General features: G+C 51.2%; 24 protein-coding genes and 2 tRNA genes. 15 read left to right on the forward strand and 11 right to left on the reverse strand.

The annotated features are described in order from the left end of the window. Positions 1–14: 14 nt before the first annotated feature. The 4 genes from FEK30_RS08805 (at position 15) to bcp (ending at position 4,879) form a co-directional block, all read left to right on the forward strand. Positions 15–2,612 carry an ATP-binding protein gene (locus tag FEK30_RS08805; RefSeq protein ID WP_138072949.1) on the forward strand — a complete coding sequence of 866 codons (2,598 nt, stop codon included), beginning with the start codon at positions 15–17 and terminating at the stop codon, positions 2,610–2,612. 183 nt (positions 2,613–2,795) lie between these two features. Then, positions 2,796–3,314, forward strand: a complete 519-nt coding sequence (locus FEK30_RS08810) for a response regulator (RefSeq protein WP_084448963.1) — start codon at positions 2,796–2,798, stop codon at positions 3,312–3,314. Positions 3,315–3,373: 59 nt separating this feature from the next. After that, positions 3,374–4,267: an agmatinase gene (gene speB / locus FEK30_RS08815; protein ID WP_138072951.1), complete on the forward strand. Its 894-nt coding sequence runs from the start codon at positions 3,374–3,376 to the stop codon at positions 4,265–4,267. Between the two features lie 132 nt (positions 4,268–4,399). After that, positions 4,400–4,879, forward strand: coding sequence for a thioredoxin-dependent thiol peroxidase (bcp, locus tag FEK30_RS08820; protein ID WP_138072953.1), 480 nt, complete (start codon positions 4,400–4,402; stop codon positions 4,877–4,879). Here the strand turns inward: bcp and FEK30_RS08825 are convergent. Beyond that, the gene (locus FEK30_RS08825; RefSeq protein ID WP_138072955.1) at positions 4,876–5,664 is read right to left on the reverse strand and encodes a TrmH family RNA methyltransferase; all 789 of its coding nucleotides are present in this window, start codon (positions 5,662–5,664) and stop codon (positions 4,876–4,878) included. The genes bcp and FEK30_RS08825 overlap by 4 nt on opposite strands. A gap of 71 nt (positions 5,665–5,735) precedes the next feature. Continuing rightward, positions 5,736–5,821 (reverse strand) — tRNA-Leu (locus FEK30_RS08830). A 217-nt stretch (positions 5,822–6,038) separates the two neighbouring features. Between FEK30_RS08830 and murA the strand changes: the two genes are divergently transcribed. Beyond that, entirely contained in the window at positions 6,039–7,355 is a 1,317-nt protein-coding gene (gene murA / locus FEK30_RS08835; protein WP_045441543.1) for a UDP-N-acetylglucosamine 1-carboxyvinyltransferase, read from the forward strand. Positions 7,356–7,549: 194 nt separating this feature from the next. On the opposite strand, the gene FEK30_RS08840 is transcribed toward murA, so the two are convergent. From FEK30_RS08840 to ubiE, 5 genes are all read right to left on the reverse strand, one after another. Continuing rightward, positions 7,550–8,482 (reverse strand): Hpt domain-containing protein, encoded by a 933-nt coding sequence (locus FEK30_RS08840; protein ID WP_138072957.1) that lies wholly within the window; start codon positions 8,480–8,482, stop codon positions 7,550–7,552. Between the two features lie 142 nt (positions 8,483–8,624). Then, positions 8,625–9,815 carry a 1-acyl-sn-glycerol-3-phosphate acyltransferase gene (locus FEK30_RS08845; RefSeq protein WP_138072959.1) on the reverse strand — a complete coding sequence of 397 codons (1,191 nt, stop codon included), beginning with the start codon at positions 9,813–9,815 and terminating at the stop codon, positions 8,625–8,627. Positions 9,816–9,980: 165 nt separating this feature from the next. After that, positions 9,981–10,067, reverse strand: a tRNA-Ser gene (locus tag FEK30_RS08850). Between the two features lie 87 nt (positions 10,068–10,154). Beyond that, complete coding sequence (locus FEK30_RS08855) at positions 10,155–10,874, reverse strand: metallophosphoesterase family protein (RefSeq protein ID WP_012306726.1); 720 nt, start codon at positions 10,872–10,874, stop codon at positions 10,155–10,157. Positions 10,875–10,890: 16 nt separating this feature from the next. Beyond that, positions 10,891–11,595, reverse strand: coding sequence for a bifunctional demethylmenaquinone methyltransferase/2-methoxy-6-polyprenyl-1,4-benzoquinol methylase UbiE (ubiE, locus tag FEK30_RS08860; protein ID WP_030006221.1), 705 nt, complete (start codon positions 11,593–11,595; stop codon positions 10,891–10,893). 127 nt (positions 11,596–11,722) lie between these two features. Here ubiE and FEK30_RS08865 point away from each other — a divergent pair, with 127 nt between their 5' ends. From FEK30_RS08865 to FEK30_RS08875, 3 genes are all read left to right on the forward strand, one after another. Beyond that, the gene (locus FEK30_RS08865) at positions 11,723–12,196 is read left to right on the forward strand and encodes a hypothetical protein (RefSeq protein ID WP_255447842.1); all 474 of its coding nucleotides are present in this window, start codon (positions 11,723–11,725) and stop codon (positions 12,194–12,196) included. Between the two features lie 101 nt (positions 12,197–12,297). Continuing rightward, positions 12,298–13,656: an anthranilate synthase component I gene (locus FEK30_RS08870; RefSeq protein WP_138072961.1), complete on the forward strand. Its 1,359-nt coding sequence runs from the start codon at positions 12,298–12,300 to the stop codon at positions 13,654–13,656. A gap of 137 nt (positions 13,657–13,793) precedes the next feature. Continuing rightward, a complete protein-coding gene (locus FEK30_RS08875) occupies positions 13,794–14,261 on the forward strand; it encodes a Rieske 2Fe-2S domain-containing protein (RefSeq protein WP_138072963.1) in 468 nt (155 codons plus the stop codon). On the opposite strand, the gene FEK30_RS08880 is transcribed toward FEK30_RS08875, so the two are convergent. Together FEK30_RS08880 and FEK30_RS08885 are read right to left on the reverse strand one after the other, a co-directional pair. Continuing rightward, the gene (locus FEK30_RS08880) at positions 14,258–15,106 is read right to left on the reverse strand and encodes a carbonic anhydrase (RefSeq protein WP_168191136.1); all 849 of its coding nucleotides are present in this window, start codon (positions 15,104–15,106) and stop codon (positions 14,258–14,260) included. The genes FEK30_RS08875 and FEK30_RS08880 overlap by 4 nt on opposite strands. 242 nt (positions 15,107–15,348) lie before the next feature. Then, positions 15,349–15,717 (reverse strand): AbrB family transcriptional regulator, encoded by a 369-nt coding sequence (locus tag FEK30_RS08885; RefSeq protein WP_012306720.1) that lies wholly within the window; start codon positions 15,715–15,717, stop codon positions 15,349–15,351. A gap of 250 nt (positions 15,718–15,967) precedes the next feature. Between FEK30_RS08885 and FEK30_RS08890 the strand changes: the two genes are divergently transcribed. The 7 genes from FEK30_RS08890 (at position 15,968) to FEK30_RS08920 (ending at position 22,433) form a co-directional block, all read left to right on the forward strand. Further along, positions 15,968–16,969, forward strand: a complete 1,002-nt coding sequence (locus tag FEK30_RS08890; RefSeq protein ID WP_138072968.1) for a succinate dehydrogenase/fumarate reductase iron-sulfur subunit — start codon at positions 15,968–15,970, stop codon at positions 16,967–16,969. A 39-nt stretch (positions 16,970–17,008) separates the two neighbouring features. Next, positions 17,009–17,575 (forward strand): photosystem I assembly protein Ycf4, encoded by a 567-nt coding sequence (locus tag FEK30_RS08895; protein WP_012306718.1) that lies wholly within the window; start codon positions 17,009–17,011, stop codon positions 17,573–17,575. 106 nt (positions 17,576–17,681) lie between these two features. Next, positions 17,682–18,452: a peptidylprolyl isomerase gene (locus FEK30_RS08900; protein ID WP_138072970.1), complete on the forward strand. Its 771-nt coding sequence runs from the start codon at positions 17,682–17,684 to the stop codon at positions 18,450–18,452. 181 nt (positions 18,453–18,633) lie between these two features. Further along, positions 18,634–19,134 carry a CGLD27 family protein gene (locus FEK30_RS08905; protein WP_012306716.1) on the forward strand — a complete coding sequence of 167 codons (501 nt, stop codon included), beginning with the start codon at positions 18,634–18,636 and terminating at the stop codon, positions 19,132–19,134. A gap of 83 nt (positions 19,135–19,217) precedes the next feature. Beyond that, positions 19,218–20,171, forward strand: coding sequence for an asparaginase (locus tag FEK30_RS08910; protein WP_012306715.1), 954 nt, complete (start codon positions 19,218–19,220; stop codon positions 20,169–20,171). A 70-nt stretch (positions 20,172–20,241) separates the two neighbouring features. Continuing rightward, positions 20,242–20,982 carry a cytochrome c biogenesis protein CcdA gene (locus FEK30_RS08915; protein WP_030006214.1) on the forward strand — a complete coding sequence of 247 codons (741 nt, stop codon included), beginning with the start codon at positions 20,242–20,244 and terminating at the stop codon, positions 20,980–20,982. 62 nt (positions 20,983–21,044) lie between these two features. Then, a complete protein-coding gene (locus FEK30_RS08920) occupies positions 21,045–22,433 on the forward strand; it encodes a cytochrome c biogenesis protein (RefSeq protein ID WP_138072972.1) in 1,389 nt (462 codons plus the stop codon). On the opposite strand, the gene FEK30_RS08925 is transcribed toward FEK30_RS08920, so the two are convergent. Both FEK30_RS08925 and FEK30_RS08930 read right to left on the reverse strand, forming a co-directional pair. After that, positions 22,419–23,639: a DUF445 domain-containing protein gene (locus FEK30_RS08925; protein WP_030006212.1), complete on the reverse strand. Its 1,221-nt coding sequence runs from the start codon at positions 23,637–23,639 to the stop codon at positions 22,419–22,421. The genes FEK30_RS08920 and FEK30_RS08925 overlap by 15 nt on opposite strands. A gap of 88 nt (positions 23,640–23,727) precedes the next feature. Next, positions 23,728–25,461, reverse strand: coding sequence for a potassium channel family protein (locus tag FEK30_RS08930; protein WP_138072974.1), 1,734 nt, complete (start codon positions 25,459–25,461; stop codon positions 23,728–23,730). Between the last annotated feature and the right edge of the window lie 221 nt (positions 25,462–25,682).

Below are 25,682 nucleotides of genomic sequence, written 5' to 3' on the forward strand. Positions count from 1 at the left end.
TCGCAACCGGGCCAATGACCTATCTTCCGCTGGCACAAGCATCAACCCTGACAAAGTCATTACTCCATATTTTGATTGTAGGGGAAGATTTAGGGCGATCGCCCCTGGAGGATTGCCTAGAGCAAATTTCTCGGTGGGATCTGAGTTGGCGATCGCAACCCTTTGTGACCCCCCTAGAACCCGCCGATTTGATCATTCTCTTTTGTCCTGAGGCACTAACCGAAATATGGCTTGATCAAAGCTTGGCCCTGGCACTCCCGGTGGTGGTCGTTACCGCAGCTCCGCTCCCCAAGCAACCTGGCTTGATCGCAATTCCCCCCGGAGAACTATCGCCGTTGACCCTAGAACTCGGTTTTCGGGCTGTGCTCCAGGAAAAAGCCTCTGACTTGGTGCTTCAGCCAGCCCCCCGTCCCCTAGAAACCCATCTCCAGCTCACCACCATTCTGGTCAAATTTTCCCAGGCTCTTTTCCGTCCTGAAGCCACCCTAGATAAGGCCTTGGGAATCCTGGGACGCCACCTCCAGATGGAGCGGATCACTATTTTTCAATGGCATTGGGATGGGGCAGGTCAGATTAATTCGCCCCCCAACATTGTTGAACAATGGTCCTATGACGGTTCTCCTCCTTGCCAAAAAAAGGTCGCAGAATTTCCCCTCCACTGGTGGCAACAACTCCTAGAGCTTGGTGATGTCGTGGCGATCGCCCACCAGCACCAAGACCCCAAATTAGTCCCCCTGTTGGAGTTCTTAGATGTCAAGGCATTTTTGGGACTACCGATTTTTGACCACCAAGGCCACCACTGGGGTCATTTAATTTTTACCAGTGAAGTGGCCCGCGCCCATCCCTGGTCAGCCCTAGAGATTCAAGCCCTAAAGATGGCGGCGGAACTGCTCCACCACAATTTGATCCGTACCGCTACCCAACGGGAACTAGAAGCCTCCGAAGCACTCTACGCCGGAATTGTGACCCATTCTGCGGAGGCCATTTTTTTGATCCGTGTCCACCGGGCGATCGCTATTACTGCTGCGGCTCCCGTTGACCTGACCGAATTGGTGACTGAGTTTACCTTTGAAATGGTCAACCCCACCTACTGCGAAAAAATGGGGGTTTATCCCCGGCAAATTATCGGGAAATCGCCCCAAGCCGTCTTTCCCGAAAAGCTGGCGCAACAACTGTGTGATTCTTTCCAGGGTTGCCTCGAAATTGGTGAAACGCTGTTGTTTGAAGAAGTGATCGAACTTCCCGACTGCACCCAAATTTGGCGGACTTGTCTGATCCCGATCCGCGATCGCCAGGGCACCATCCAACAGATCCAAGGCAGCGCCCGGGACGTCACCGAAGAACGTCAACTGGAACTGACCAAAATGCGCTACAGTCGCCATCAACACATGTTGGCCTCCTTGACGGTTAAAATTTTGCGCTCCTGGGACATGGACAAAATGTTAACCACGACGGTGCAGGAACTCCGCAAAACCCTCCAAGCCGACCGGGTGATTTTTTGGGAGATCTTAAATGAAACTGAAGGTAAAGTGACGGCGGAGGCGACTCACCCCAATGTCCGCTCGATGCTCCACCATCGGTTTCCCCTGGCGGCCTTTAACCGGGGCGATTTTGATCTATTTCGCCAGGGAGAACTCCAGACCTGCATCGACGTAGAAGCCGCAAAGTTTCCCCCGGCCCACGATGCTATGCTCCGGGAATATGGCGTTGTCGCCTACGCTGTTTTACCCGTCCTCGTGAGCGCCATGGATGATCCCGAAGGAGAACCGCGGCTAAAGGGTTTGATTTGTGTCCAGCAGTGCCATTTTCCTCAAATTTGGAATGCCGATGAATTGCATCTTCTGCGCCAGCTCATTAATCAAATTTGCATTGCCCTCAACCAGGCGGAACTACTGCAACGCCAACGCCATTACACCAATGAACTGGCCCGTTCTAACCAAGAACTCGAACAGTTTGCCTATGTGGCGTCCCATGACCTCCAGGAACCGTTGCAACTGGTGGCCAATTATGCCCAACTGCTAGCCCGTCGCAATGGCGATCGCCTGGATGAGCGTTCTCAACGTTATCTCCAGCACATCACTGCAGGCACCCGCACGATGCAAACGCAAATTCAAGACTTGCTGCGTTATTCCCGCCTGAATACCCGTCAAAGTAAACCGGAACTGGTGTCCATGGAGGATTGTCTCCAACGGGCGATCGCCAACCTCAAGCTCAAACTCAAGCGCACCCACACCCAACTCCACTGTCCCAAAACCCTCCCAGAAGTCCTGGGTGATGGGAGTCAACTCCAGAGCCTCTGGCAAAATCTCCTCAGTAATGCGATTAAATACCGGGGCGATCGCCAACCCAAAATCACGATCAACGTCACCGAGACCGAACACCACTGGCAGTTTATGGTCGCAGATAACGGCATTGGGATCGATCCCAAACATCAGCAGCGCATTTTTCAAATTTTTCAGCGGCTCCACACCCAGGAAGAATATCCCGGCACTGGAATTGGTCTCGCCATTTGTCACCGCATTGTCAAAATCCATGGGGGTGATATTTGGGTCACCTCCCAACCCCAGGCAGGGGCAACTTTTTACTTCACGCTGCCCATTTATCACCATTGAGTGATTAATTAACAGCAAGTTGAGGGGCGATCGCCTTTAGCCGCAAAATAACAGAAAAATTTAAGGCATCCGCAGGGTCATGCCCCTAGGTAGGTTCGATACCATTGAGATCGGTAGTATATTTTGAAAAATTTAGAGTCATCGTAGCCTAGACCCTTTCTTTGGCTTCTAACCCCAACGCCCTTGACCCAAACGCCCAACGCCCCCATTTATTCTGCTTGTTCCTTGACCGCCATCCAACGCTCCATTCTGATGGTGGATGATCAACCTGGCTATCTAGAGTTGATGGCAGAAGTCGTCGAAGAATACTTTCCAGAATTGCACCTCCAAACAGCCCCCAATGGTGAACAGGCCTGGCAGTTTCTCAATCAAGGACAAGCCCTCGCGCCGTCGGCAGCCGAGAACCAGAGCCATTGGATTTATCCCTCCCTAATCATTTCAGACTTAAATTTACCCAAAATATCCGGCGTGGATCTCCTCCATCGCATCAAACAAGATCCTTATCTCCAGGCGATCCCGGTGATTATTTTTAGCACCTCCCAGGCCGAACAAGATATCCTCCGTTGCTACCAAGCCCAGGCCAATTGCTTTATCACCAAGCCTAGTAATGTAGATGATTTTTTTACCGTGGTGCAGCAAATCATTGCTTTTTGGTTGAATTTGGTGACTTTACCCCATTTTCCCCCGCAAGAGATCCCTTGAGACCGTTTTGACGTATAGTTTTAGGTCTATTTTTCGGTTATCGCGGTTAGGGAATATCTATGTCTCAATTTGTCTTACAAGATTTCATTGGTTCTGAAGTGGAACGGAGCTATGCAGAATCTCCGGTGGTGATTTTGCCCATTCCCTACGAAGCGACAACCACCTATCGCAAAGGTTGTGAATGGGGGCCGGATGCACTGTTAGAAGCGTCCCATCAGCTGGAATGTTATGACGATGAGTTGCGCCGGGAAACTTGTTTTGATGTGGGGATTTTTACCCATGGGGCGATCGCCGATACGCGCCAGAATCCTGGACTGTCCGCCGAGGAAATGTTAGCGGTCACCAGCGAAACCACCCAAAATCTCTTGCAAGATGGCAAATTTGTAATTGCCCTGGGGGGAGAACACGCCATTACTACAGGGGTCGTGAAAGGTCATCTGGAGTTTTACCAAGAACCCTTTACGGTGATACAAATTGATGCCCATGCGGATCTGCGCCAGAGCTACGAAGGTTCTGAACATAACCATGCTTGCATTATGCGACGGGTGATGGATTTGGGGTTGCCGAGTTTGCCTGTGGCGATCCGGAGCCTCTGTCGAGAAGAAGCAGATTTGTTGGCGGCGAAGGAAATTCCGGTGATTTGGGCGTGGGAGATGCAAAATGACCCCAACTGGATCGAAACGGCGATCGCCAATATTAAAACGGAAAAAGTTTTCCTTACCATTGACCTCGACGGCATTGACCCGACCCTCATCGCTGGCGTCGGCACCCCTGAACCCGGTGGCATGGATTGGTACAGCACCCTGCGCTTTTTGCGTCGCCTGTTTCGGGAAAAACAAGTGATCGGCTGCGACATCATGGAACTGGCACCCTTAGATGACTCTGTGGTTTCTGAGTACACCGCCGCCAAGCTGGTGTATAAACTCATCGGCTACTGGTACGAAAATCGCTAGACTTTTCCCAAGGATTGGGTCGTCTGGAAAAATCTTGAGACAATGCAAGGCTTTGCTCAAAGCTCACTCTAGAGATCTGCTTTGGCCTAAGGAATAATACAGTTATAAATTTTCAAGTGAACGCCTAATTCCATGACGACCCTGACGATTGGCCAAGCAGCCCCTGATTTTGCCCTCACCAATGCCCAAGGTGAAGCCCGTACCCTGGCGGACTACGGCGGCAAATGGCTCGTTTTTTATTTTTACCCCAAGGACAATACTCCCGGTTGCACCACCGAAGCCCTAGACTTTACGGCCCTTGTCCCCGAATTTACCGCCTTAGATGCCGTGATCGTGGGCGTGAGTCCCGATTCGGAAAAATCCCATGGCCGCTTCATTGAAAAAAAAGAGTTAGCCATCGAACTGTTGAGCGATCCCGACCATCAAACCGCTGAAGACTATGGGGTCTGGCAACTGAAAAAATTTATGGGCAAAGAATATATGGGGATTGTTCGCAGTACGTTTTTAATCGATCCCCAGGGTCAAGTGGCGGCAATTTGGTCAAAGGTGAAGGTTAAAGGCCATGCTCAAACGGTACTGGAGACGCTCCAAACCCAACTGTCGGGAAATTAGGGAAGAGTTTGGTGATCCCGCTGGCGACGGGCCTCGTAGAGCATTAAGGCACAGGCGATCGCCACATTGAGAGATTCTACCCCCGGCCCCATGGGAATCTGTACCGTTTCGTTGGCGAGGCTGGCGATCGCTGGGGACAAACCCGCCCCTTCATTGCCTAATAAAATCAAACTCGGTTGCCGCCAATCCACATCCCAGTAGGTTTTAGTTGCCTGGGGGAGCGTTGCCACAATCTGTACCCCCTGGGCGCGGTACCGTTGTAGTTGTTCAGCAAAGGTGGATATAACCACGGGCGTCGTCTGGAACCAAGCCCCCACCGAGGCCCGCAGCACCTTCGGGTTACTGGGATTGACGCTGTCAGGACTCAGCAACAGGCCATCGACCGCCGTCGCCGTCGCCGTGCGAATGATTGTCCCCAGGTTGCCCGGATCCTGGAGTCGCTCCACGGCTACCCCCAATTGGAGGGTTTGGGGCGGCGTCTGGGAAATGAGTGCCTGGTCGAGGGTGGCCACAATGCCATCAGGATTCACCGTGGTTGCCACCTTTTGCAGCACCTCTTCTGAAACCAGGGTTTGGCGATCGCCTTTGAGTTGACTAGCCAGTGCTGGATATTTTGTCTGCCAAGCTGCCGTAAACAGTACCGTCTGGAAAGAAAATCCCTTGGCGATCGCCGCCTCGATTAGATTGGTTCCCTCCAGTAACAAACGACCCTGTTTCTGCCGCTCCCGCCCTTGGTGCAGCTTACGAATCTCCTTGACCAGTGGATTTTGTAAACTTGTGAGCATCTTTGCCCCCATCGACCTTACCGTTCTCGTCAAAAGGCTTCAGGCAAGGCAAATAATTTTTGCCGGGTAGATGCGGAACGCGAGACTTGAACTCGCAAGGGATAAAACTCCCACTAGAACCTGAATCTAGCGCGTCTACCAATTCCGCCAGTTCCGCAGGTAAATATGTAATTACACAATCAACAATTATTACTTGAAGAACGAAAAGCGTCAAGCCAATTGCCAAAAGATTATCTATTACCAAGGAACCTATTCTAAACCGTGAACAAAAAAGTGTAATTCTGAGCAACATAGACCAAGACTTTCCGGTAGAATCAAGACGAAAATTTGACAAAATTTCCCCCATCTTCTTTCCATTTGTGGAGGATCGACCCATTAAAACTTCTGCCCCCCTCACCCCCACCCGTGCGACCGCTGAAACCATCCTCAAAATTGAAGGGCGACATCCCCTCAGTGGCGAAGTTAAAATCAGTGGCGCGAAAAATTCTGCCCTGGCGATCATGGCGGGAACCCTACTCTGTAGCGATCAATGCCGTCTGACAAATATCCCGGATTTAGCGGACATTAAACGGATGGCCGAAGTCATTGCCGCCCTTGGGGTACAAATCGTCGCTACCCCTGGCAGTCTTGATTTCGATGCTCGCCACCTTAGGACAGCAGAAGCGCCCTACGAATTGGTTTCCAAGCTGCGGGCGAGCTTTTTTGTCATTGGCCCACTCCTGGCCCGCCTTGGGGAAGCAAAAGTGCCGATGCCGGGGGGCTGTGCCATTGGTGCTAGGCCCGTAGATCTCCATGTGCGAGGTCTCCAGGCGATGGGGGCCGAGGTAATTATTGAACATGGGGTTGTCCAAGCGACAGTCAAGGGAAATCGACGACGGCTCCAGGGGGCCAAAATCTACTTAGATTATCCAAGCGTTGGGGCGACCGAAACCCTGATGATGGCGGCAACCCTCGCTGAAGGGGAAACAATTATTGAAAATGCCGCCCAGGAACCAGAAATCGTTGATCTGGCAAACTTCTGTCGGTCTATGGGGGCACACATTAGCGGAGATGGCAGCAACAAAATTGTGATTCAAGGGTGCGATCGCCTCCACGCTACCGACTACCCGATTATTCCCGACCGCATTGAAGCCGGGACGTTTCTCGTGGCTGGGGCCATTACCCAGTCAGAATTTAGCGTCTTTCCCGTCGTCCCAGACCATCTTTTACCGGTGATTGCCAAGCTCGAAGCAACGGGGACAAAGGTGATTGCCGAAGGGCCGAACCGTCTGCGGATCAAACCCCAAGGGATTCTCCGGGCGACGGATATCGAAACCCTGCCCTATCCTGGTTTCCCCACGGATATGCAAGCCCAGTTCATGGCGTTGCTCACCCTCTGTGAAGGGAGCAGTGTCGTCACGGAAACGGTTTTTGAAAACCGGATGCACCACGTCGCAGAATTTAAGCGCATGGGGGCGGATGTCAAAGTTAAGGGCAATAACGCCATCATTAAAGGGGTACCTTTCTTGTCTGGGGCTCCCGTAATGGCGACCGATCTCCGGGCTTCAGCAGCGTTGGTTCTGGTTGGTTTAGCGGCTGAGGGCACAACCATCATGCGCGAGGTACACCACATGGATCGGGGCTATGATGACCTTGAAGGGAAGTTTAAAGCTCTAGGGGCAAGAATTGAGCGTCTGACTGCGACCCTCTAACCAATCTTTCAATTTCACTCAGTTTAAAAAAAGCAAGGAGGTTCAGCCCCAGGGTTGGGCCTCTTTTGTTGTGATTATCTACCAACATTGATATAGGCATTTCAAGCATTAAGAGACTGACCATTCACTACCCAGGGGGAGATCGCCATAGTGATTTTCGTGATTCGGGTGCAGTTCGGAAACTTGGCCGAATACTAAGCGCGATGTTTCAGGGCCTGGACCAATTGGGCCAGTTGGGCTTCGCTAAAGGCACTGTTCAAGATTTGGGCGGCCTCCTTGGGTTCTGTGGGAATCAGAATGTAGGGGAGTTGGGCGATCGCCAAATTTTTTAAATCCGTTGGCAGACTAATGCGTTCCGGTTCGTTGCGTTCCAGATGGTCAGCGGCTTCTTTGATGCTTTTAAGCACAATGGGGGCAAGGGTCGAAAAGCGATGGGCCGGATTGGCGATCGCCTTATGACTTGCTTTGAGTAATTTTTGCCAAGGTTTCGCTTTTTTATTCAGTTTAGCCAGTTCAATACAGAGCTTTTGGAGTTGCTGGCGGCATTCTGGGGTGGCATCCTGGCGAAATAGTCCCAACATTTGCTGCAACAAGCCACGAACTTGCGGCCCAAAGGAAAACCCCGTCGCCGTTGGTGATCCCGTGGGGGCAGGCGTTAGCGGCGGCGGCGCAACCTCTGGAGAAGCGACAGGATTACGGTTATCGCTGACAGCGAGACGATCCAAATACTTTTGTAATTCGCTGAATTGAGGGTCAGCCTCCGCCATGATTTTCTCAATTTCTTCTTCCTGGAGGCCAAAGGGACTTTGCAGCTTTTCGAGGAGCTCTTGGAGCACATCGTAGGCATTGAGAAAAAGAGACTTGAGGGTTTCATCGACGGTAATCGTATTGTCCTTAAAGACCTTGAACGCATCTTCGAGGCGGTGGGCCGTTTTTTGGATGCTCGTGTAGCCCAACATCGCTGCCCCCCCTTTTACTGAGTGGGCGGCCCGGAAAAGTTCATTGACCCGTTCGGTATCATCCACCACCTCCGACAGCTCCAGGATGCCCTGTTCTAAGGTTTCAAGGTGTTCTTTGGCTTCTTCAATGAAATAACCGAGAATTTTTTGTTGACTGGCGGCATCCACAGTAGATTCTCCTCACACTTTAGGGCTGGGGTAGAAGGGATTGAGAGGCGTCTTAATCACCCTGTTTTAACGTTATCAAGGAACGGTGATTTCAGCTTAGATCGATGGTTGGTTTGGGGGAATTTTTATTTTTGCCAATATTCTAAGGATGATAAATCATATCGAGGAGGTTGTTCTGCACTTCGTACTGCATTGCGTCTGTGAGTTGCTGCAGGGTGCCCTGGCGATCGCCTTTATATTGGGCCACATAATCCTGGAGATTAATCGGTGTGCCTACCCGGAGCCAGCCTTCGTGGAGTCCCTTGGGCGCGGGAATTTCCACCCGAAACACCTCCCGTTCTAGGCGAGTGAGGGTATCAATAAACCGTTCAGGGCTTGGATGATCCCCCACATAGCCATCGTAGATCGCATCGAAGTTCAGCAAACGCACCGTTGTTTGGTAGAGGCTTTCGTAGGTGTCGAGGTCGAGGGCCATCTCTCCATCGGCTTTTTCGATGAGGAGCGCCTGCATTTTATAAACCCGTTCCCGGAGCGGGAAATCCTCTGGAAAATTTAGGCCCAATTCCGTTTCACAGAGACTGAGGGCTCGGTTCCGAATGCGCTCAATCCGGTCATTCCAATCATCATCGGCCGCCGGAGTCAGGTGATATTCTGCTTCGAGTTGCTGCATCACCACCTGGGCGACCCCCCGCAGACGGCCATAGGGTTCGGGGTCACTGGGGGTAATTTCTAGTTTCTGCTCTAGGGTTTTGAGGCTCTGCTGAATAATCAGTTCAGGGGCCTTGAGGTAGCGATATTTGATACTAATGGGCACCAGATAACAGGGGGGAAACTGACCCTCTTGTTTGGCGATCGCCAACATCGCTTGCATAGGCAACTGAATCGCTCCGGTGCGAAAGGGCATGATCGCATCATTTTGAAAGGAGCAACCCCCCTCCGGAAAAATCACCATCCGGGAGCGTTCCTGTTTCAACAGATCTAACGTGTGGGCAATACTGCGGCGATCGCCAAGGCCCCGACGAATGGAATAACAGCCCATCTTTTGCAAAAACCCGGCGAGTTGCGCCGTAAAATTTTCGTAGGCCACCAGGTAATGGAAGATTTCTCCCAACTGGGCCGAGAGCAAAAACAGCACCAAGCCATCGTCAAAGGTGGGGTGATTGGGCATAAAAATCACACGCGCGTCCCCCAAATCCCGAATTTTTCCGAGATCTGCCTCGCTCACCCGCAATTTCAGTTGATATTTAAAACGCCCCACCCAATAGGCAATACTTTGCACTAAACGCACGAGCATCGGCTCAGTTTGGGTCGGGAAAAAATCAGGTTTAGACATAGAGACAGAATTATTTTCAGGCAAGCGCTTCCCATTATTTTGCCTAAATCCATCGCCCCGGCGCAGGAAAATATCCCAAAAATTTTATTTATTCACAAATAGAGGAACCGGCAATTGGGGCGACGACAGTCCGCTATTTGAAAAAATGAATTAAAAAAATCTGTACGGAGAGGGGGGGATTCGAACCCCCGTCCGAGTTGCCCCGAAACCTGATTTCAAGTCAGGCGCATTCAACCGCTCTGCCACCTCTCCAAAAGTGATGAGCAAGAATATCATAGCGTGAATCTCGACTGCTGATCGGAAAAATTCTAAGAAAACCTGTGCGGCCAAGGCTGGCGACTAGAACGATAAAAAGGGTGTAACGGCGATCGCATCTAGGGGGAGTTGGCGTTTTTCGGCGGTGTGGCTATTGACTTGATAGATTTGGCGCTGGTCAATATCAAAGGCCGTTAACCAGCCGCTTTTGGTGTGGTAGACCCCGGTGTCAATGTCCAACCAGCCCGGCCCCTGCACCACCTGTCCCGGTTGTACCCCCGGAAAGGTGAAGGTGATCGTATGGCCGACAATAATTAGCTTATTGGCAAAGTAGGGCTGGGTCATGGAATGGAACTCACTGCGCACCCAACAGAATTGTTCCGCCCCCTGTTGCTCGATGGGTAGGTGGGGGGAAAGGCCCGCATGGACTAACCAAACATCCCCTAGATCGAGGTGGGTGGGCCGCTGGCGCAACCATTGTAAATGTTCGGCCGGGATGCGGTGGTTATAGCTTTGGAGGGTATTCGCACCGCCGCTATGGTACCAGGCGATAAAGGTTTCTTGCTGGACGCTGCCATCGTTGGCGATCGCCTCTAGCATCATCATTTCATGGTTACCGAGGAGAGACTGATAGGAACTACGGCGCACAAACTCAATAATGTCTGCACTTTTGGGGCCTCGGTCAATCAAATCACCGAGGAAGTAAACCGCATCTTCTGTTCCGGGCGCAACCAGCTCCAGCAGGGCCATCAACGTATCGTAATGACCATGCACATCTCCTATACAGATTCGTCGCTGACCCATGTGTCCCCTATCCCCGTCACTTGGTAGCCACTAGTACACCCATCATATCGCCGACGATGCCGTAGTGAATTGCGTTCCGAAAGCCCGCTTCTTTAGCCAGTTTTTCTTGGGTTTTTCCGGTGGGAAACCGTTCGATACTGGGTTGAATGTAGGCGTATTCGGGGGTGAGCTGAAATCGTTCTGCGAGGGGCACCACAAAGCGATCCAGATACCATTGTTGAAACACTTGTTTCCCAGGATTATCCGGACGGTGAAAATCTAAAATAGCCACTTTTTTACCTGGTTTTAACACCCGCTGTAATTCCCGGAGTGCCTGGGGAATATCGGTAACGTTCCGCAGCCCGTAGCCCATAGTCGCCCCATCAAAATGATTGTCAGGGTAGGGTAAAGCCAGAGCATCTCCTTCCTGCCACTGGATATCGAGGTGAGGACAAAGACGGTTTTGTTTTTGGGCGGCGATCGCCAATTGTTGGCTCGCAAAATCAATGCCAACGGTTTTACCGTAAACGCCGACGGTTTTCGCCAGCAGTAAAGTTAAATCGCCACTGCCGCAACACACATCCAGGGCAAGATCGCCTCCGGTAACGCCACTCCATTTCACCGCCATTTTTTTCCAAATGCGATGCTGACCGAGGCTAATCCATTCATTGAGCGCGTCATACTGGGGCGCAATGCGATTAAAAATTCCTTGGATTTCAGTGGCAGCGTTCGGTTTGGACATGGTTTGGGGGCGATGGCTCTCCCTGGGAGCAACAATGGGGGATGTTCAGGGGATTCAGTTGAAAATTTTTAAGCTAATGTAGCAGGCGTTAAAGACATTCAGCCATTGTAAAGAAAGACGGGTAGAGATGTCTTGTTCTAGCGCTGGGATTTGCGAAAAAAATGAGGCGATCGCCTTAAACTGGGGAACTAGATTATCAATTTTTCCCACCCTGATTATTCAATCATTGAACTTGTCCCTGGAACTGCCAATGTCCCAAACCACGACAGAACCCTTTAAACCCCAGCAGATTGTTTGCTTAGCCGCTGACGATCGCCGCTTATATGGTGCTGTTATTCAATTTATTGAAGCCCAGGCTAGCTATTGGCTACGACCGCTTTGTTTGTTGAGCGCAACCGCCGAGGCCCCGACCCCCCTCCACCGCAGCGCCGATATCATTATTGCCGCCCCCAAAATTCGTGCCGCCTTGGATACTGAAATTCTCGATTGCTGGTCAGTGCTCTATGATGACTCCGGGGACTATGGCGACAATGTGGCTGGTCGCAAACTGGTGCAAGATTTTCTGCGTAGTCTGGATTGGGGTAAGGCCACCCAAGGATAGCTGGCTCAAAAAATTAATCCGCTTTTGCGGTGTTGACGACAATACCATCGCGCCAAAAAAGTATGTCAAAATCCTAGGGAGTTTTCCTTGGGGTTGAATGTATGTGGCATTGGCGATCGCAACCGTTAGCACAACGCACTGGTGCAGAAATTTTCACAAAACTATACGGCCAAGCCAAGATTGCCACCCTCCTCGAAAGCCCCTACCCTACCCCCAAGGACTATCCCCAGCTCTCCCGCTACTCTATCTGTGCCGGGGCACCAAGGGCCAAACAGCTATTTACGCCCGCCCTAGGGGAAATTACTGCTTGTTTAAAGCAGCTTCTCGCCACAAAAATAGATCCCCCGGCGGCGATCGCCCATTTGCCCTTTACGGGAGGATATCTAGGCTGGCTCGGTTATGACTTTGCCTGGGAGATTGAAACGCTCCCCTACGAAAATCCAGATCCCCTGCCTTTTCCCGTGGCCTATTGGTACCAGCCTGATTCCTTTGCGGTGCTTGACCACCACCAACAGGTGCTTTGGCTGGCAGCGGCCACCGTTGCGGATCTCGATCGTTTAACAACTCAACTCAGTCAACCGAGTGTATCCTCCGACCTTGATCAATCCCAAGTCGGCTCTGAAGCTCCTTCCCTTGAATTCCTCAGCGATCGCCAAGCCTACACCGACGCTGTACGCCAGGCGAAACAGTACATCCAAGCGGGCGATATTTTTCAGACTAATCTTTCCCTGCGCTTCCGTACCCAAACGTCCCATAGCAGTTGGGCCATTTATCAGCACCTCCAGCAGATCAATCCGTCCCCCTTTGCCAGCTATTGGCGATCGCCCTGGGGGGAGATGATCAGTTGCTCACCAGAACGTCTGATCCAAAAACAGGGACGCTTTGCCCAGACCCGTCCCATCGGCGGCACCAGACCCAGGGGACAAACCCCCAGCGAAGACCAAGCCCTCGGCGAAGAACTGTTGCGGAACACCAAGGAACGGGCCGAACACACCATGTTGGTGGACTTAGAACGGAATGATCTTGGCCGGGCCTGTACCTGGGGCAGCGTCGTGGTGGATGAGCAATTTGTCCTAGAACGCTATAGCCATGTTATTCACCTCGTTAGTAATGTGGTGGGGGAACTGGCCGCCGATAAGGATGCAGTGGATCTAATTCGGGGCATGTTTCCGGGAGGCACGATCACCGGTTGTCCGAAGGTTCGTTGTATGGAGATTATCGAAGCCCTAGAACCGGTGCGGCGCAGTTTATTTTATGGTTCCTGTGGTTACCTAGATCAACGGGGAAATTTAGATCTCAATATTTTGATTCGCACCTTACTTTATGTGCCGAATGCCCAGGGGCCAGCCACCGTCTACGGGCAGGTGGGGGCCGGTATTGTTGCGGACAGTGATCCAGAGCAAGAATGGGCCGAGTCGTTACAGAAAGCGAAAGCTCAACGCCAAGCCCTCAATTGCTAAGGGGTTTTTCCGGGGCGATCGCCTATCGCAATCCCCATCTCCGCCATTTTCACGAAATCTCCATTAATCCGAAAAACGCCGTTTAAATTCGTTATAACAGTCAAGACATCATTTTCGACATCCCTTGAGAAACAATTATGGAACGCCGTCAATTTGTAGGTTTATTCGGTTTAGGTTTACTTGCGAGTTCTTTCCCGACGATTTTAGCCGCCTGTTCTGGTGGCTCGGAGTCAACAGCAGTCAGTGAAGCAGAAGATGCCGCAGCCAACGATGGGGCGATCGCCGAAGCAGAAGATGCCGCGAATCTTGTGGCTGATTTCACCGCCGTGGGGAGTCTCGATGCCAATGGTGAACTTTCCACAGAGGTCAATGGGCAAAAAGTCTATGTTTTCCGTAATCCCAGTGACCAGAGCCTTGTGGCCGTTGACCCCACCTGTAACCATCGGGGCTGTCCCGTAAAACTCGCCGATGCTGACCTGGTTTGCGATTGCCATGGTTCGCGGTTTGCCTTAGATGGGGAACTGATCCAGGGGCCAGCTACCGCCGGATTACCCCGCTACGAAGTCCGCGAAGAAGGCGAGAATATTTTCGTGAAAGTGGCCTAAATTTCCATTTTCTGACCCGGCACATAATACTGCACTTGATGGGTTGTCATTGTTTGGAGGGGGCGGGCGTTCGGTGCATACAGAGCTTGGTAATGTTTGATTTGCGTGGCCCCCAGGAAAATAGGTTGTGCCACAACCAACCAAGAAATCCCTTCCGTGCAAGGGGGAGTCGTCAAGGAGCCAACATAGCGAAAATAAGGGCGATCGCCTTGGGGGAGTAACGCTGCCGGGTCGAAATGAATCACCTGACTAGGATGGGTCTGGGTTGGCCACCGTTGCAAAATGTGGGCAAACGTCGGATTCATTGTTCCGGACTCAACCAGCACCGCCAAAACCGCGACTCCTTGGGGGGCGCGCCGATGGACAAAGTGAACTTCCATGGCATATTGTTTTCCCTGGACATGGTGCTCACTGGGATAATGAAAATGAATTTGCTCAAGCTTGTAGCGGTCAGCGCCGAGCTGTAGGGTATTATTCCCCGTCACTTGGATTTGTAAAGTGGTACTGGTCGCCCGGATAAGCCCGAAACTTGGTTGATACTGCCAAGGCAGCGACGCCCCCGAAACTGGAGTAGACGATTCAGGAAAAAGCGCCAAGGGTGATTGGGTTTCGCCAACGGCACAGGTCTGAAACTCTGGTTGCAACTCGCCCCACCGCTGGGGGCCAAGATCTGCGTAATTCCAAGGGGTTGCGACGGTTTTTGCGATTGTCAAAAACTGCGATTGAGGTGCCGCCCAAATAACCCATAGACCCCACCATAAGGCGATGGCGATCGCCAAAATCACTCGCCCTAACATGATTCCAAATCCTTTCCCTGAAACCTCTAAACAATAAAAAAGAGCCATGGTGACCACAGCTCCCATCGAAACTAGCCAAAAATAGCTTTAAAAATTAAGCAACAGATTACCCGGAATCTCTACCTGTGATTTGTGCATCAACCGTAGAATTTTGTCGGAGAGAATCCATTTAAGGCAGTTGATTTCTTCTAAATATCAACCCGTAGATTTAGCAAACCCCAGGAATGAAATCAGGCGTGTCAAGGAGGGACGCTAAAAACTTGCCGAAAGGCTTGACTATTGTTGCCTTTTTAGCCTTCGTTGATCTGTTTTAGGTGAATGTGCTTGTAGCCAATTTTAATTTCAAATTCATCCCCTGGTTTCAGGTTCATTTGATTCGTGTAAGTTGAACCAATGACAATTTGGCCATTTTTGTGAACACTCACCCGATAGGTCGGCTCTCTCCCACGGCCATCTTGACTGCCACCGGGGTCTAGGGGGAGTCCTTTTGCTTCAAGGACAGCATCATAAAAACCCGTCAAATTGACACGAGTCGAGCCATTTTTCGTACTGCTATATCCACAAAGCTTTGCTGTTTCTCGCCGGGGCAAATGGGATAATTCCTTTACTTTACTCAGCAGAGCCTTTCCTTTCAAAGGAGTTGTCGGGATGTCACTCATATTTCTAAAACGCTTGTTTTTTGAGTCTAAATTTTTGTCGGCAATAAACTTACCACATTTGTAAATATAACTGCAAAAATTCTGTTTTGCGCAGTTTTTTTAAAAAGTTTTTTAAAAGAGGCCCTGGAATTTTTTAAAGTTTTCGGAGTGGTGCTGATTATTTGTTAACTTTATCGACAATGATTTTAACTGCCGAATTCATCCCGATAGACTAGGAAGGGAAGAAATTTGTGGCAAAAAGAGGTTGGCCATGGACATCGCCTTCAATATTTTGCGCCAACGGCAACGAAACGTCGCACCAGAATTTTTCACTTATCAGCTTTCTGTGCCAGAAAGTACAACAATTTTAGATTGTCTAAATCAGATCAAATGGCAGCAGGATGGCAGTTTAGCTTTTCGCAAAAATTGTCGCAATACCATCTGTGGGAGTTGTGCCATGGGGATTAATGGCCGGGCAGCCTTGGCCTGTAAAGAAAATGTGCGCCAAGAAATTACCCGTCTGCAAGGCACCGATTCTGATCCTGGAGCCATTCCCAAAATTACGATTACTCCCCTGAATAATTTTCCGGTGATTAAGGATTTGGTGGTGGATATGACTGCCTTTTGGCAACAGCTAGAAGCGGTAGTTCCCTATGTCCAAAGGCGATCGCCCCAGGTTCCCGAAACAGAATTTTGTCAGTCTCCCCAGGAGCGGGAAGCCCTAAACAAAGCCGGCAACTGCATCCTGTGTGGCGCTTGCTACGCCGAATGTAATGCCGTCACTGTCAACCCCAACTTTTTAGGCCCCCACGCCCTCGCCAAGGGAGAACGGCTGATCAAGGATTCCCGGGACGATACGACTTCCGCCAGGCTAGATCACTACCACCAACCCGAAGCCGGTGCCTGGGCCTGTACCCGCTGTTATCAATGCAACTATGTCTGTCCCCAAGAAGTTGACCCCCTCGACCGCATTACCCAAATCAAAAGCACCCTCCTCCAGCAAAAAGATCCCGCTGAAAGTCGCGCGGTACGCCACCGGAAAACCCTCCTTCACCTGGTGCAAGCAGGGGGATGGATCGATGAACGGCGTTTTGCTTTGATGGTGATCGGACTCCAGAGCGTTGGTGAGATTTTTCCGTTGGGTTGGCGGATGTTGTGGCATGGCAAATTTCCCGTGACCTTCGAAGCTTCAGAAGGCACCAGCGCCGTGGCAGATCTGATGGCCCAGGTAATGGCTTCCAAGCAGGGAAGTCAAGATTATCCAGTAAAATGAGGGGGCTTAAATTAAATAAATTTTCTACAAAAAACGTTTATGGCAGCACAGGTGACAACTTCAACGGATAAAGTTTTACGGCAGCCGATCCTCGGCTCCCGTCGTTTTAGTAATATGCTTTGGGCCAGTGTTTCTGCCATTGGTGGCATTGGTTTTCTGTTAGCTGGTCTTTCGAGTTATTTTCACAAAAATCTGCTGGGGGTGAGTGACCCTAGTAATATCCAATTCATTCCCCAAGGGGCTGCCTTAACGTTCTATGGCGTTGCCGGAACGCTATTGTCTGCCTATCTCTGGTTTGTATTTTTTCTTGATGTGGGCGGTGGTTACAACGAATTTAATAAAGAAACGGGCAAGGTGACTATTTTCCGGAATGGCTTTGTGGGCAAAAACCGGATTATTAATTTCCAGTATCCCCTCAAGGATATTTTGTCGATTCGAGCAGAGATCAAAGAAGGCTTAAACCCCCGGCGAGTGCTTTATCTCCGGGTAAAAAATCGGGGTGATATTCCCCTCAACCGAGTCGGAGAGCCGATTCCCCTCGCGGAACTGGAGAATCAAGGGGCAGAGTTGGCCCGCTTTTTAACCATTCCCCTGGAAGGTCTCTAGATCTTTCTAAGCACCTGAGACGAAAAAAAGACAGTGGGCGATCGCCTTCGCTGCTTCCTATAATTTTCCCAGGTTTTATCTAAAACAAAAGTACAACTAAATTTCTATGGAACGACCTTGGCAGCTATTATGTCTCGCATTCTTGGTGGGCAGCCTCAGCTTGAGTGGCTGTGCGCCGACAACGGAAACATCTTCCAATAATCCAACGGCTACCCCAACCAGTGCCGAAAATTATAAGCCCCGTTTAAATTGCCCGAATCCAGCTTCTACCGAGGCCACCCCAGAAGATAGCTGTACAGCGGTGGTCGAAATGGTACTCCAGAGCCAATCTGAAGCAGTGGATGGCCAAACGATCCGCATTGAACTCAATGGTGCCGATGCGCCAGTGACGGCGGGTAATTTTGTGGATTTAGTCAGCCGTGGCGTCTATGATGGCACCGCTTTCCACCGGGTAATTCGGACGCCAGAACCCTTTGTTGTCCAAGGGGGAGACCCCCTCAGCAAGGACAGCCAAGTGCCCCTCAATGCCCTGGGACGTGGTGGTTTTACGGATCCGGAGACGGGCATTCGTCGGGATGTCCCCCTAGAAATTAAGCTCCAGGGTGAGGAACAGCCGGTTTATGGCAAGGCAGAACTTGATCCGAATCAGGTGGTGCTTAAGCATGACAAAGGGGCGATCGCCATGGCCCGTTCCCAACTGCCGAACTCCGCCTCGTCTCAGTTTTATTTTTCCTTGGGGCCGAATGATTTCCTCAATGGAAACTATGCAGTGTTTGGCCAAATTACCGAGGGTCTTGCGGTGATCGACAAAATTGAAATGGGCGATCGCATTCAATCGGCGCGGGTGATTGAAGGAGAAGATCTCCTCGTGAAATAAAAAGGGACTAGGTCGCGTTTGAGCATTACCACGTCCCGTAACAGTTCAAAACATTGCCAGTGATCCAAATCTATCTGGGTCACTTTTTTGTTGGCAAATACAAAGGCGATCGCTCCCTGCCCCCCCCCAGAAAAAAACGATACACTGTTGGGCATAGGTTTTCTCTGTCCCGTCGCCATCCATGAACAATTCTCCCACTACCTTTTGTCCCGTCCCGGAAGAGCAACAGCCCCTCAACGAATATGACCAACTCAAGGAATCCTGGTTTTTTAGTTGGGGCAACATGGAAATGGTCTGCTACATCCGCAAGGTAGCCTGGGTCTGGTTTTGGGCGACCCTCATCTTTACCCCTATTGCTTGGGCGAGTTTTCCCTTCGACCGCTATCCGATTAAATTGGTCTTGAGTGCCAATCTCGGCGGGATGTTTTTATTGAGTTTGGTTTTACTGCGCCTTTACTTGGGGTGGCGCTACATCCGCGATCGCCTCCAGACCGAGAAACTCACCTACGAAGAATCCGGCTGGTACGATGGCCAAATTTGGCGTAAACCCGAAGCCGTCCTCCAACGCGATCGCCTGATTGTGTCCTACCAAATCGCCCCAATCCTCGCCCGTATCCAACAAACCAGCTTGATTGTCGTGGCGATCGCCATCGGTTTGATCAGCGGTCTGTGGCTGCTATAAACCCTTAAATCTTCACAATCATTCCCGCCACCCCCGTACTTTTCCCCTATCCTTTTACTGCTGAACTTTTACCCCCAATCGTTATGTCCAGAGGCAAACGCGTCCAAGCCCCCCCCCTTGAAATCAACCTCCTCCGGGAAGGTCTCAAAGAATCCACCCACATTGCCGAAGCCGTGGTGTGTGACACCAAAGGCCGTGTCCTGTCCATGGCTGGGGATGCCGAAAGCTCTGCCTTTATCCGGTCAGCCCTTAAACCCTTCCAAGCCCTCGCCGTGATTGGCACCGGGGCCTTAGATCATTACAAACTTTCCGATAAAGATTTAGCCGTCATTTGTAGTTCCCACCAAGGCACCAAGGAACACGCCCGTCAGGTGTTTCGCATCCTCTGGCAGGCGGATCTAGAATCTGACGTTTTGCAATGTCCGATTCCCCACGGCAAAGACAGCGCCCTCGAGCACAATTGTTCCGGAAAACACGCAGGGATGCTGTTGACCTGTAAGCATTGCAACTGGGGCCTCGGTAGCTATATGGAAAAGTCCCACCCCGTCCAGGCTCTGATCCTCAATAAAATTGCTGAATTACTCCAGATGCCCGCCCAGGAATTTATCGGCGCGCGGGATGATTGCGGTGTCCCCACCTATTTAATGCAGCTTAGCCAAATGGCTACCCTTTATGCTCACCTCGCGTCTGGCGATCGCCTAGATGTTGAGCGGGTTGTGCGGGCGATGACCTACCACCCCACCATGGTGTCTGGCCGGGGCGGCTTCGACACAGAATTAATGCGCCTCTCGGAGGGAGAAATCGTCAGTAAATCGGGTGCCGAGGGGATTCAATGCATTGGTCGCGTCGGTGAAGGGTTAGGCTTGGCAATCAAGGTCAAAGACGGCGCGAAACGGGCTAAATATGCCGTCGCCCTCTATCTTTTGACCCGTTTGGGCTGGATCACTCCCGCAGTCTCTGATACTTTGGCGGAACAATTTTTATCCCTCAGTCCCTATAAGCGTTTAGATGTGGTGGGTGAATTATCCCTGGTTTAGGCGGAAGATACCTTTGCCGTTGCCCCCAGGAAACCCGATACAATAGCAAACAGTCTTTGGGCACGGCACCATGTGGGAAAATTTCAGTCTGCAACTGTATCACCTCCAGCAATTTAGTGACAGCCTGGTCAATGAGCAGCTGAGCCATTGGAGTTTGTTGAGTATCTTTTTGGTGTTTGGGGCGGGCCTCCTCACCAGCTTGACCCCCTGCACTCTCTCCATGTTGCCCATCACCATTGGTTACATCGGCGGCACCCAGGATAACGATCGCCTCCAAGCCTTTTTCCAATCCCTGTGGTTTTGTTTGGGGCTCGCGACGACCCTGGCGGGCCTGGGAATCGTGGCGGCGGGCTTTGGCCAGATATACGGTCAAATTGGTGTTGGCTTACCGATCATTGTCAGTGCGATCGCCATTTTGATGGGTTTAAATCTGCTCGAAATTGTCCCTTTGCGTTTTCCTTCCCTGGGAGCGACCGACTGGATTAAGCCGGATTTTCCAAAAGCTGTACGGGCCTATCTCGTGGGCTTAACCTTTGGTTTGGTGGCTTCCCCCTGTAGTACCCCGGTGCTGGCTACCCTTTTAGCCTGGGTTAGTACCACCCAAAACCTCGCGTTGGGGGCGGTATTGCTCCTTGCTTATACCCTTGGTTATGTGGTGCCTGTCTTGATTGCCGGAATTTTTACCGCTTCCCTGAAGCGCTTGCTGTCCCTGCGGCAGTGGTCGGGCTGGATTAACCCCGTGAGTGGTGCTTTGCTCCTGGGATTTGGGCTGTTTTCGCTCCTCATTCGTCTGCCCATTGGCCTCGCCTAGATTTTCCCTAACCCTGAACGGGCTTTTTTCTTGTTAATTTGTCTTTTCTCATCCCCTAAACCATGACAGTTTCTGATTCTTCTCCTAATTCTCCGTGGCACAGTTTTCCCCGCAAGGTCTGGCGCACGAGTTTAAAGTGGATTGCGGATCTCCGGGTGGCGATCGCCCTGCTGTTGCTCATTGCGGTATTTAGCATTTTAGGAACCGTCATCGAACAGGGCAGTACCATCCAGTTTTACCAAGAGAACTACCCTGAAGATCCGGCGTTGTTGGGGTTTTTGTCTTGGAAAGTTCTATTAGGGTTGGGACTGGATCATGTTTATACAACTTGGTGGTACTTGGTTTTGCTCCTGGCCTTTGGGGTGAGTTTGATCGCCTGTACCTTTCGGCGGCAACTGCCTGCCCTGAAAACAGCCCGAAATTGGAATTACTACAGCCAAGCCCGGCAATTTAATAAATTAGCCCTCAGTACGGAATTGGATCATGGTTCGCTCCAGAGCCTAAAACCCCAACTCGAAAAAAAGCGCTACAAAATTTTTCAGGACGGCGAAAAGCTCTATGCCCGGAAAGGGATTGTGGGGCGTATTGGGCCGATTATTGTCCACATCGGCATGATCGTCACCTTGGTGGGTTCTATTTGGGGAGCCTTTGGGGGGTTCATGGCCCAGGAGATGATTCCCAGCGGCGTGAATTTTAAGGTCAATAATGTGTTTAAGGCGGGGATTTTTTCCGAGAGCGATCGCCCTTGGTCGGTGAATGTGAATCGTTTTTGGATCGACTACACCCCCACGGGTGACATTGATCAATTCTATTCAGATCTATCGGTGGTCGATGAACAGGGCCAGGAGCTTGAGCGCAAAACAATTTCGGTAAACCACCCCCTCCGCTACGATGGCATCACCTTTTATCAAACCAGTTGGTCTATTGGTGGTGTCCAAGTTCAACTGAATAATAGCCCGATTTTTCAATTACCCGCCGCCCAAATCCCCACGGAGAATGGGGCGAAACTCTGGGGCAGTTGGGTCCCCATTAGGCCAGATATGAGTGCTGGGGTCTCGATCTTGATGCAGGATCTCCAGGGCAGTGCCATTGTCTATAACGAGCAGGGAGACTTGGTCGGGGCGGTACGGGTTGGCGATCGCCTAGATGTGGGGGACATTAGCTTGAAATTAGTTGATCTTGTTGGTAGCACTGGTCTCCAGATTAAGGCTGATCCCGGTGTTCCTGTGGTGTATACAGGCTTTTTGTTGGTGATGGTTGGGGTGGTGATGAGCTACGTTTCCTATTCCCAAGTGTGGGCCCTGGCCGCTGGCGATCGCTTTTATCTGGGAGGGAAAACCAATCGCGCCCAGGTGGCCTTTGAGCGGGAACTCCTGGAGATCATTAACACCCTCGAAACATCATCTGCCCAAGCAACCCCAGAAAATACCTTGACATCAATTGAGCAATAAAATAACCGATTGGGCTACACCAACGAGGAAGCCCAGTACTCCCCCCAAATTAACGATGGCTTGGAGTTCATTTTTGACAATGCCCTGGATGGCGCGTTCTAGTTCCCTGGGGCTGGTATTGTTCACCCGCTCAATGATTACTTGATCAATGGCGAGGATCGGGATCACCTGACTGATAATTTTTTCGAGGTCTTTTTCTAAATAGCGATCCAAAAGCAAAGATAATTCTTGGCTAACGACACCCAGGGAACTGTCTAAGACTTGAGACGCTTGGAGCCGCCGTAAAATCACCACCGACAAATTATCCCAATCCACCGACTCACCAATGTATTCCATCAAGCCCGCCCCTTTATCTTGGAAATATTGGCGGATTGTTTGGTGAAAACTTTTACGGAGTTGCCGCACCGTAGACACAGGCAAATTTTGGAGGGACAAACCCTGGAGCCAGAGGCGCAATTTAAGGCGAATTTCGAGGGTGAGGATTAACTCCTGGAGACGAGCATTGGCAATTTCTCGCTCTTCTAAACAGAAGGCCCGGAGGCGGGTCAGGCTATTTTTAACGCCAAATAGGTTCGCAACGACCCAATAGGTACCGCTGGTTTTTTCCCGGAGGCTAGTGTCGATAATTTCAATATTTTTGTCGGTAAGAAAATCAATGGTCGCCTGACGGAGAATATCGGGAGTTAGAACGGTACGCAACAGCCAATCGGTAAGCTGGCGGGCTTGGGCCTCCGTAAGTTTAAAATCCAGCAGCAGTTGATCAAACAGTTGGTAAACCTGGGCTTCTAAAAAGGTATCTTCCCGAGACCAAACTTTAATGAGGCGGGGCAAAGATTCGCTGGCTAAGTCTCGTAGAATTGCCGCCAGAATCCCAGCGGTTTTTTGTTCTTGTTCGCCCTGGATTTGTGCAAAGGCCAATTGCAGCAGCCACCGGATCGCGGCTTCGATGCGTTCGGTTTGGAGCAGTTTTTGGGCGAGCTTTTGGATTTCTTCGGGGGTGAGCAGCGACCCCATAATAATCCGGGAAATGTTGCGGGCGAGGCGGTCTTGGTTGGCGGGGATCAGGCCCGGGGTGAAGGGTAAACGGCGATCGCCAAGGTAGATGGCCTTGTAGGGACGAAACAGCATATTGATCGCAATGTCATTGGTGAAATACCCAATCACAGTGCCAGCAACAGGGGGTAACAGTAACGTCCAAAAATTCAAAGCTGTGGGTCATTTTGTACTCAACATCTCTGATTTTAGGGCTTTTAGTTGGGCGATCGCCTGGATTGAGATGTAACTTTATTGATTGCTAGGGCACAAAGGCTTCGCTTCCTTGGACTGACGGAAAGGGGTTAAAGGTCACTTCTGAATTGCTGGGTTCCTTACGCCACAGCTTTTGGAGACCATTGGCGGCGATGGTGATATAGAGCACGTCCTGGGGTTGCAGTTGCCGTTGCAGGAGGGGCCAACCGTGCACCGCTTCCCCCTGGGATTCGAGGTAGAGGGGGACAAAATTTTGGGCGATCGCCGCATCTTGAACCCGCTGTCCACAGAAAGGATGGTTTGGGGTGATCAAGGTTGCCAGGGCAATCCACAGCAGATCGTCGGTCATGCCGTTGCCGAGGATACGTCCCCCTAGGGCGGCGGCAGCAAAAGAATGGGTTGCGAGTTCCGTCGGGGAAAGCACCAGATCAAAGGAAAAGACTTCCTGGGCCGACTGGGCAAAATTCGTATCTTGGATGCGGACAATCACATTGACCTTGGGGGCGATCGCCTTGGCGCTTAGGGCAATTTCAACGTTGGTCATGTCCTGGCTGGTGGCGGCAATCAGGGCCGTTGCTTTGGCAATCCGTGCATCCCGTAAACTGCTGGTCACGCTAGCATCGGCGAGAATGACCGGAATCCCCAAGGTTCTGGCAGTGCGTAAAAAGCGGTTGTTGTGGTCAGTTTCGAGAACAACAACGTCATAACCCTGGTGGTGCAGTTGGCGGGCGATCGCCATGCCCATCCCTCCCAAGCCACAGATTACGTAATGGTTTTGGTGGGGAATTTTTGTCGCATCCCAAAACTGACGAATTCGACTACCGAGGATGAAATCATTGATCAACGCATAACAGATCCCCACAACCCCGGCGCCGACCACCATCATCACCGCCGTGAAAACCTTGACCCAATCGGGGGCGAGTTCCGCGACTTCTTCTTTACCCCCAGCCCCAGTGATCATCCCCACCGAAAAATAGAGGGCATCCACCAGGGACAAATTAAAATTCACACAAACATAGGTAAAGGTGGCAATACAGATAGTCACCAACAACGCCATCGTCACCAGGGTCATCGGCCGCACGTGGTGTTGGTATTGCCGCAGATTTGCGATCGCCTTCCGAAATTTTTGCCAGAGGGAATAACGTTGACTTTTAACCTGGGGCGGCGTCCCCAAGATTAAATGATCCCCCACCTGGAGGGTTTGGTCGGCCACCACCGCCGACACCAAATCCATTTCCCCCTGGGCTGGTAGGTAGTGGATAAACATCCGCTCCGGATTTTCCCAAAGCTCACTGAGGGGTTGGCCTAACCAGGGATGATCCGTGGTGATCACTTCCTCATAGATCGGCCAGGTTTTTTCGTAGAGACGCAGTTGGCCGATGGCTTTATTGCCCAGGGCGGCAAAGGCAAAAATGGGGGCGGCCAGGGCCGAAACACTCATGGTCACATGATCCGGCAGGGTTTGATCGAGGCGATCGCCCAGGGCTTGGTTATAGATACGATTGACAATGCGAATATTTGGATTTAGCACCCGCGCTTGGGTCAGCACCGCAAGATTGAGAGCATCATCATTACTGGCGAGGACGAGGGTTTGGGCTGCATGAATGCCCGCCCGCACAAGGAGTTGTCCCTGCCTGGGGTCGCCCACAATAATGCCCGCTGCCCGCTGATGACTGGGGCGATCGCTAATGCCGATCACCTCAGCCCCTTGATTTTGCAGTAGACGAAAAATCTTATATCCCGTTCGTCCTAAACCACAGACAATAATTTTTGGTTGCATGGAAACTGGGCCTGGGTTGATCAGGACTTATCTCAACAGATCAATTACCCTTCCTGTTTTAAACCCAAACGTTCCCGGCGAGTGTAATGAACCACACAGAGCAAAACAACTTCACATTTAGAGGCCAGAATTAGCACCCCTCTGCAAGCAACCCAGGATGATTCCCCCAGACTTGCCCCCAAAGCCCTGTAGAATATTCTTGAAAAAATCAACAGTTTTCC

The organism is Picosynechococcus sp. PCC 11901, from assembly GCF_005577135.1.
Lineage (GTDB): Bacteria > Cyanobacteriota > Cyanobacteriia > Cyanobacteriales > MRBY01 > MRBY01.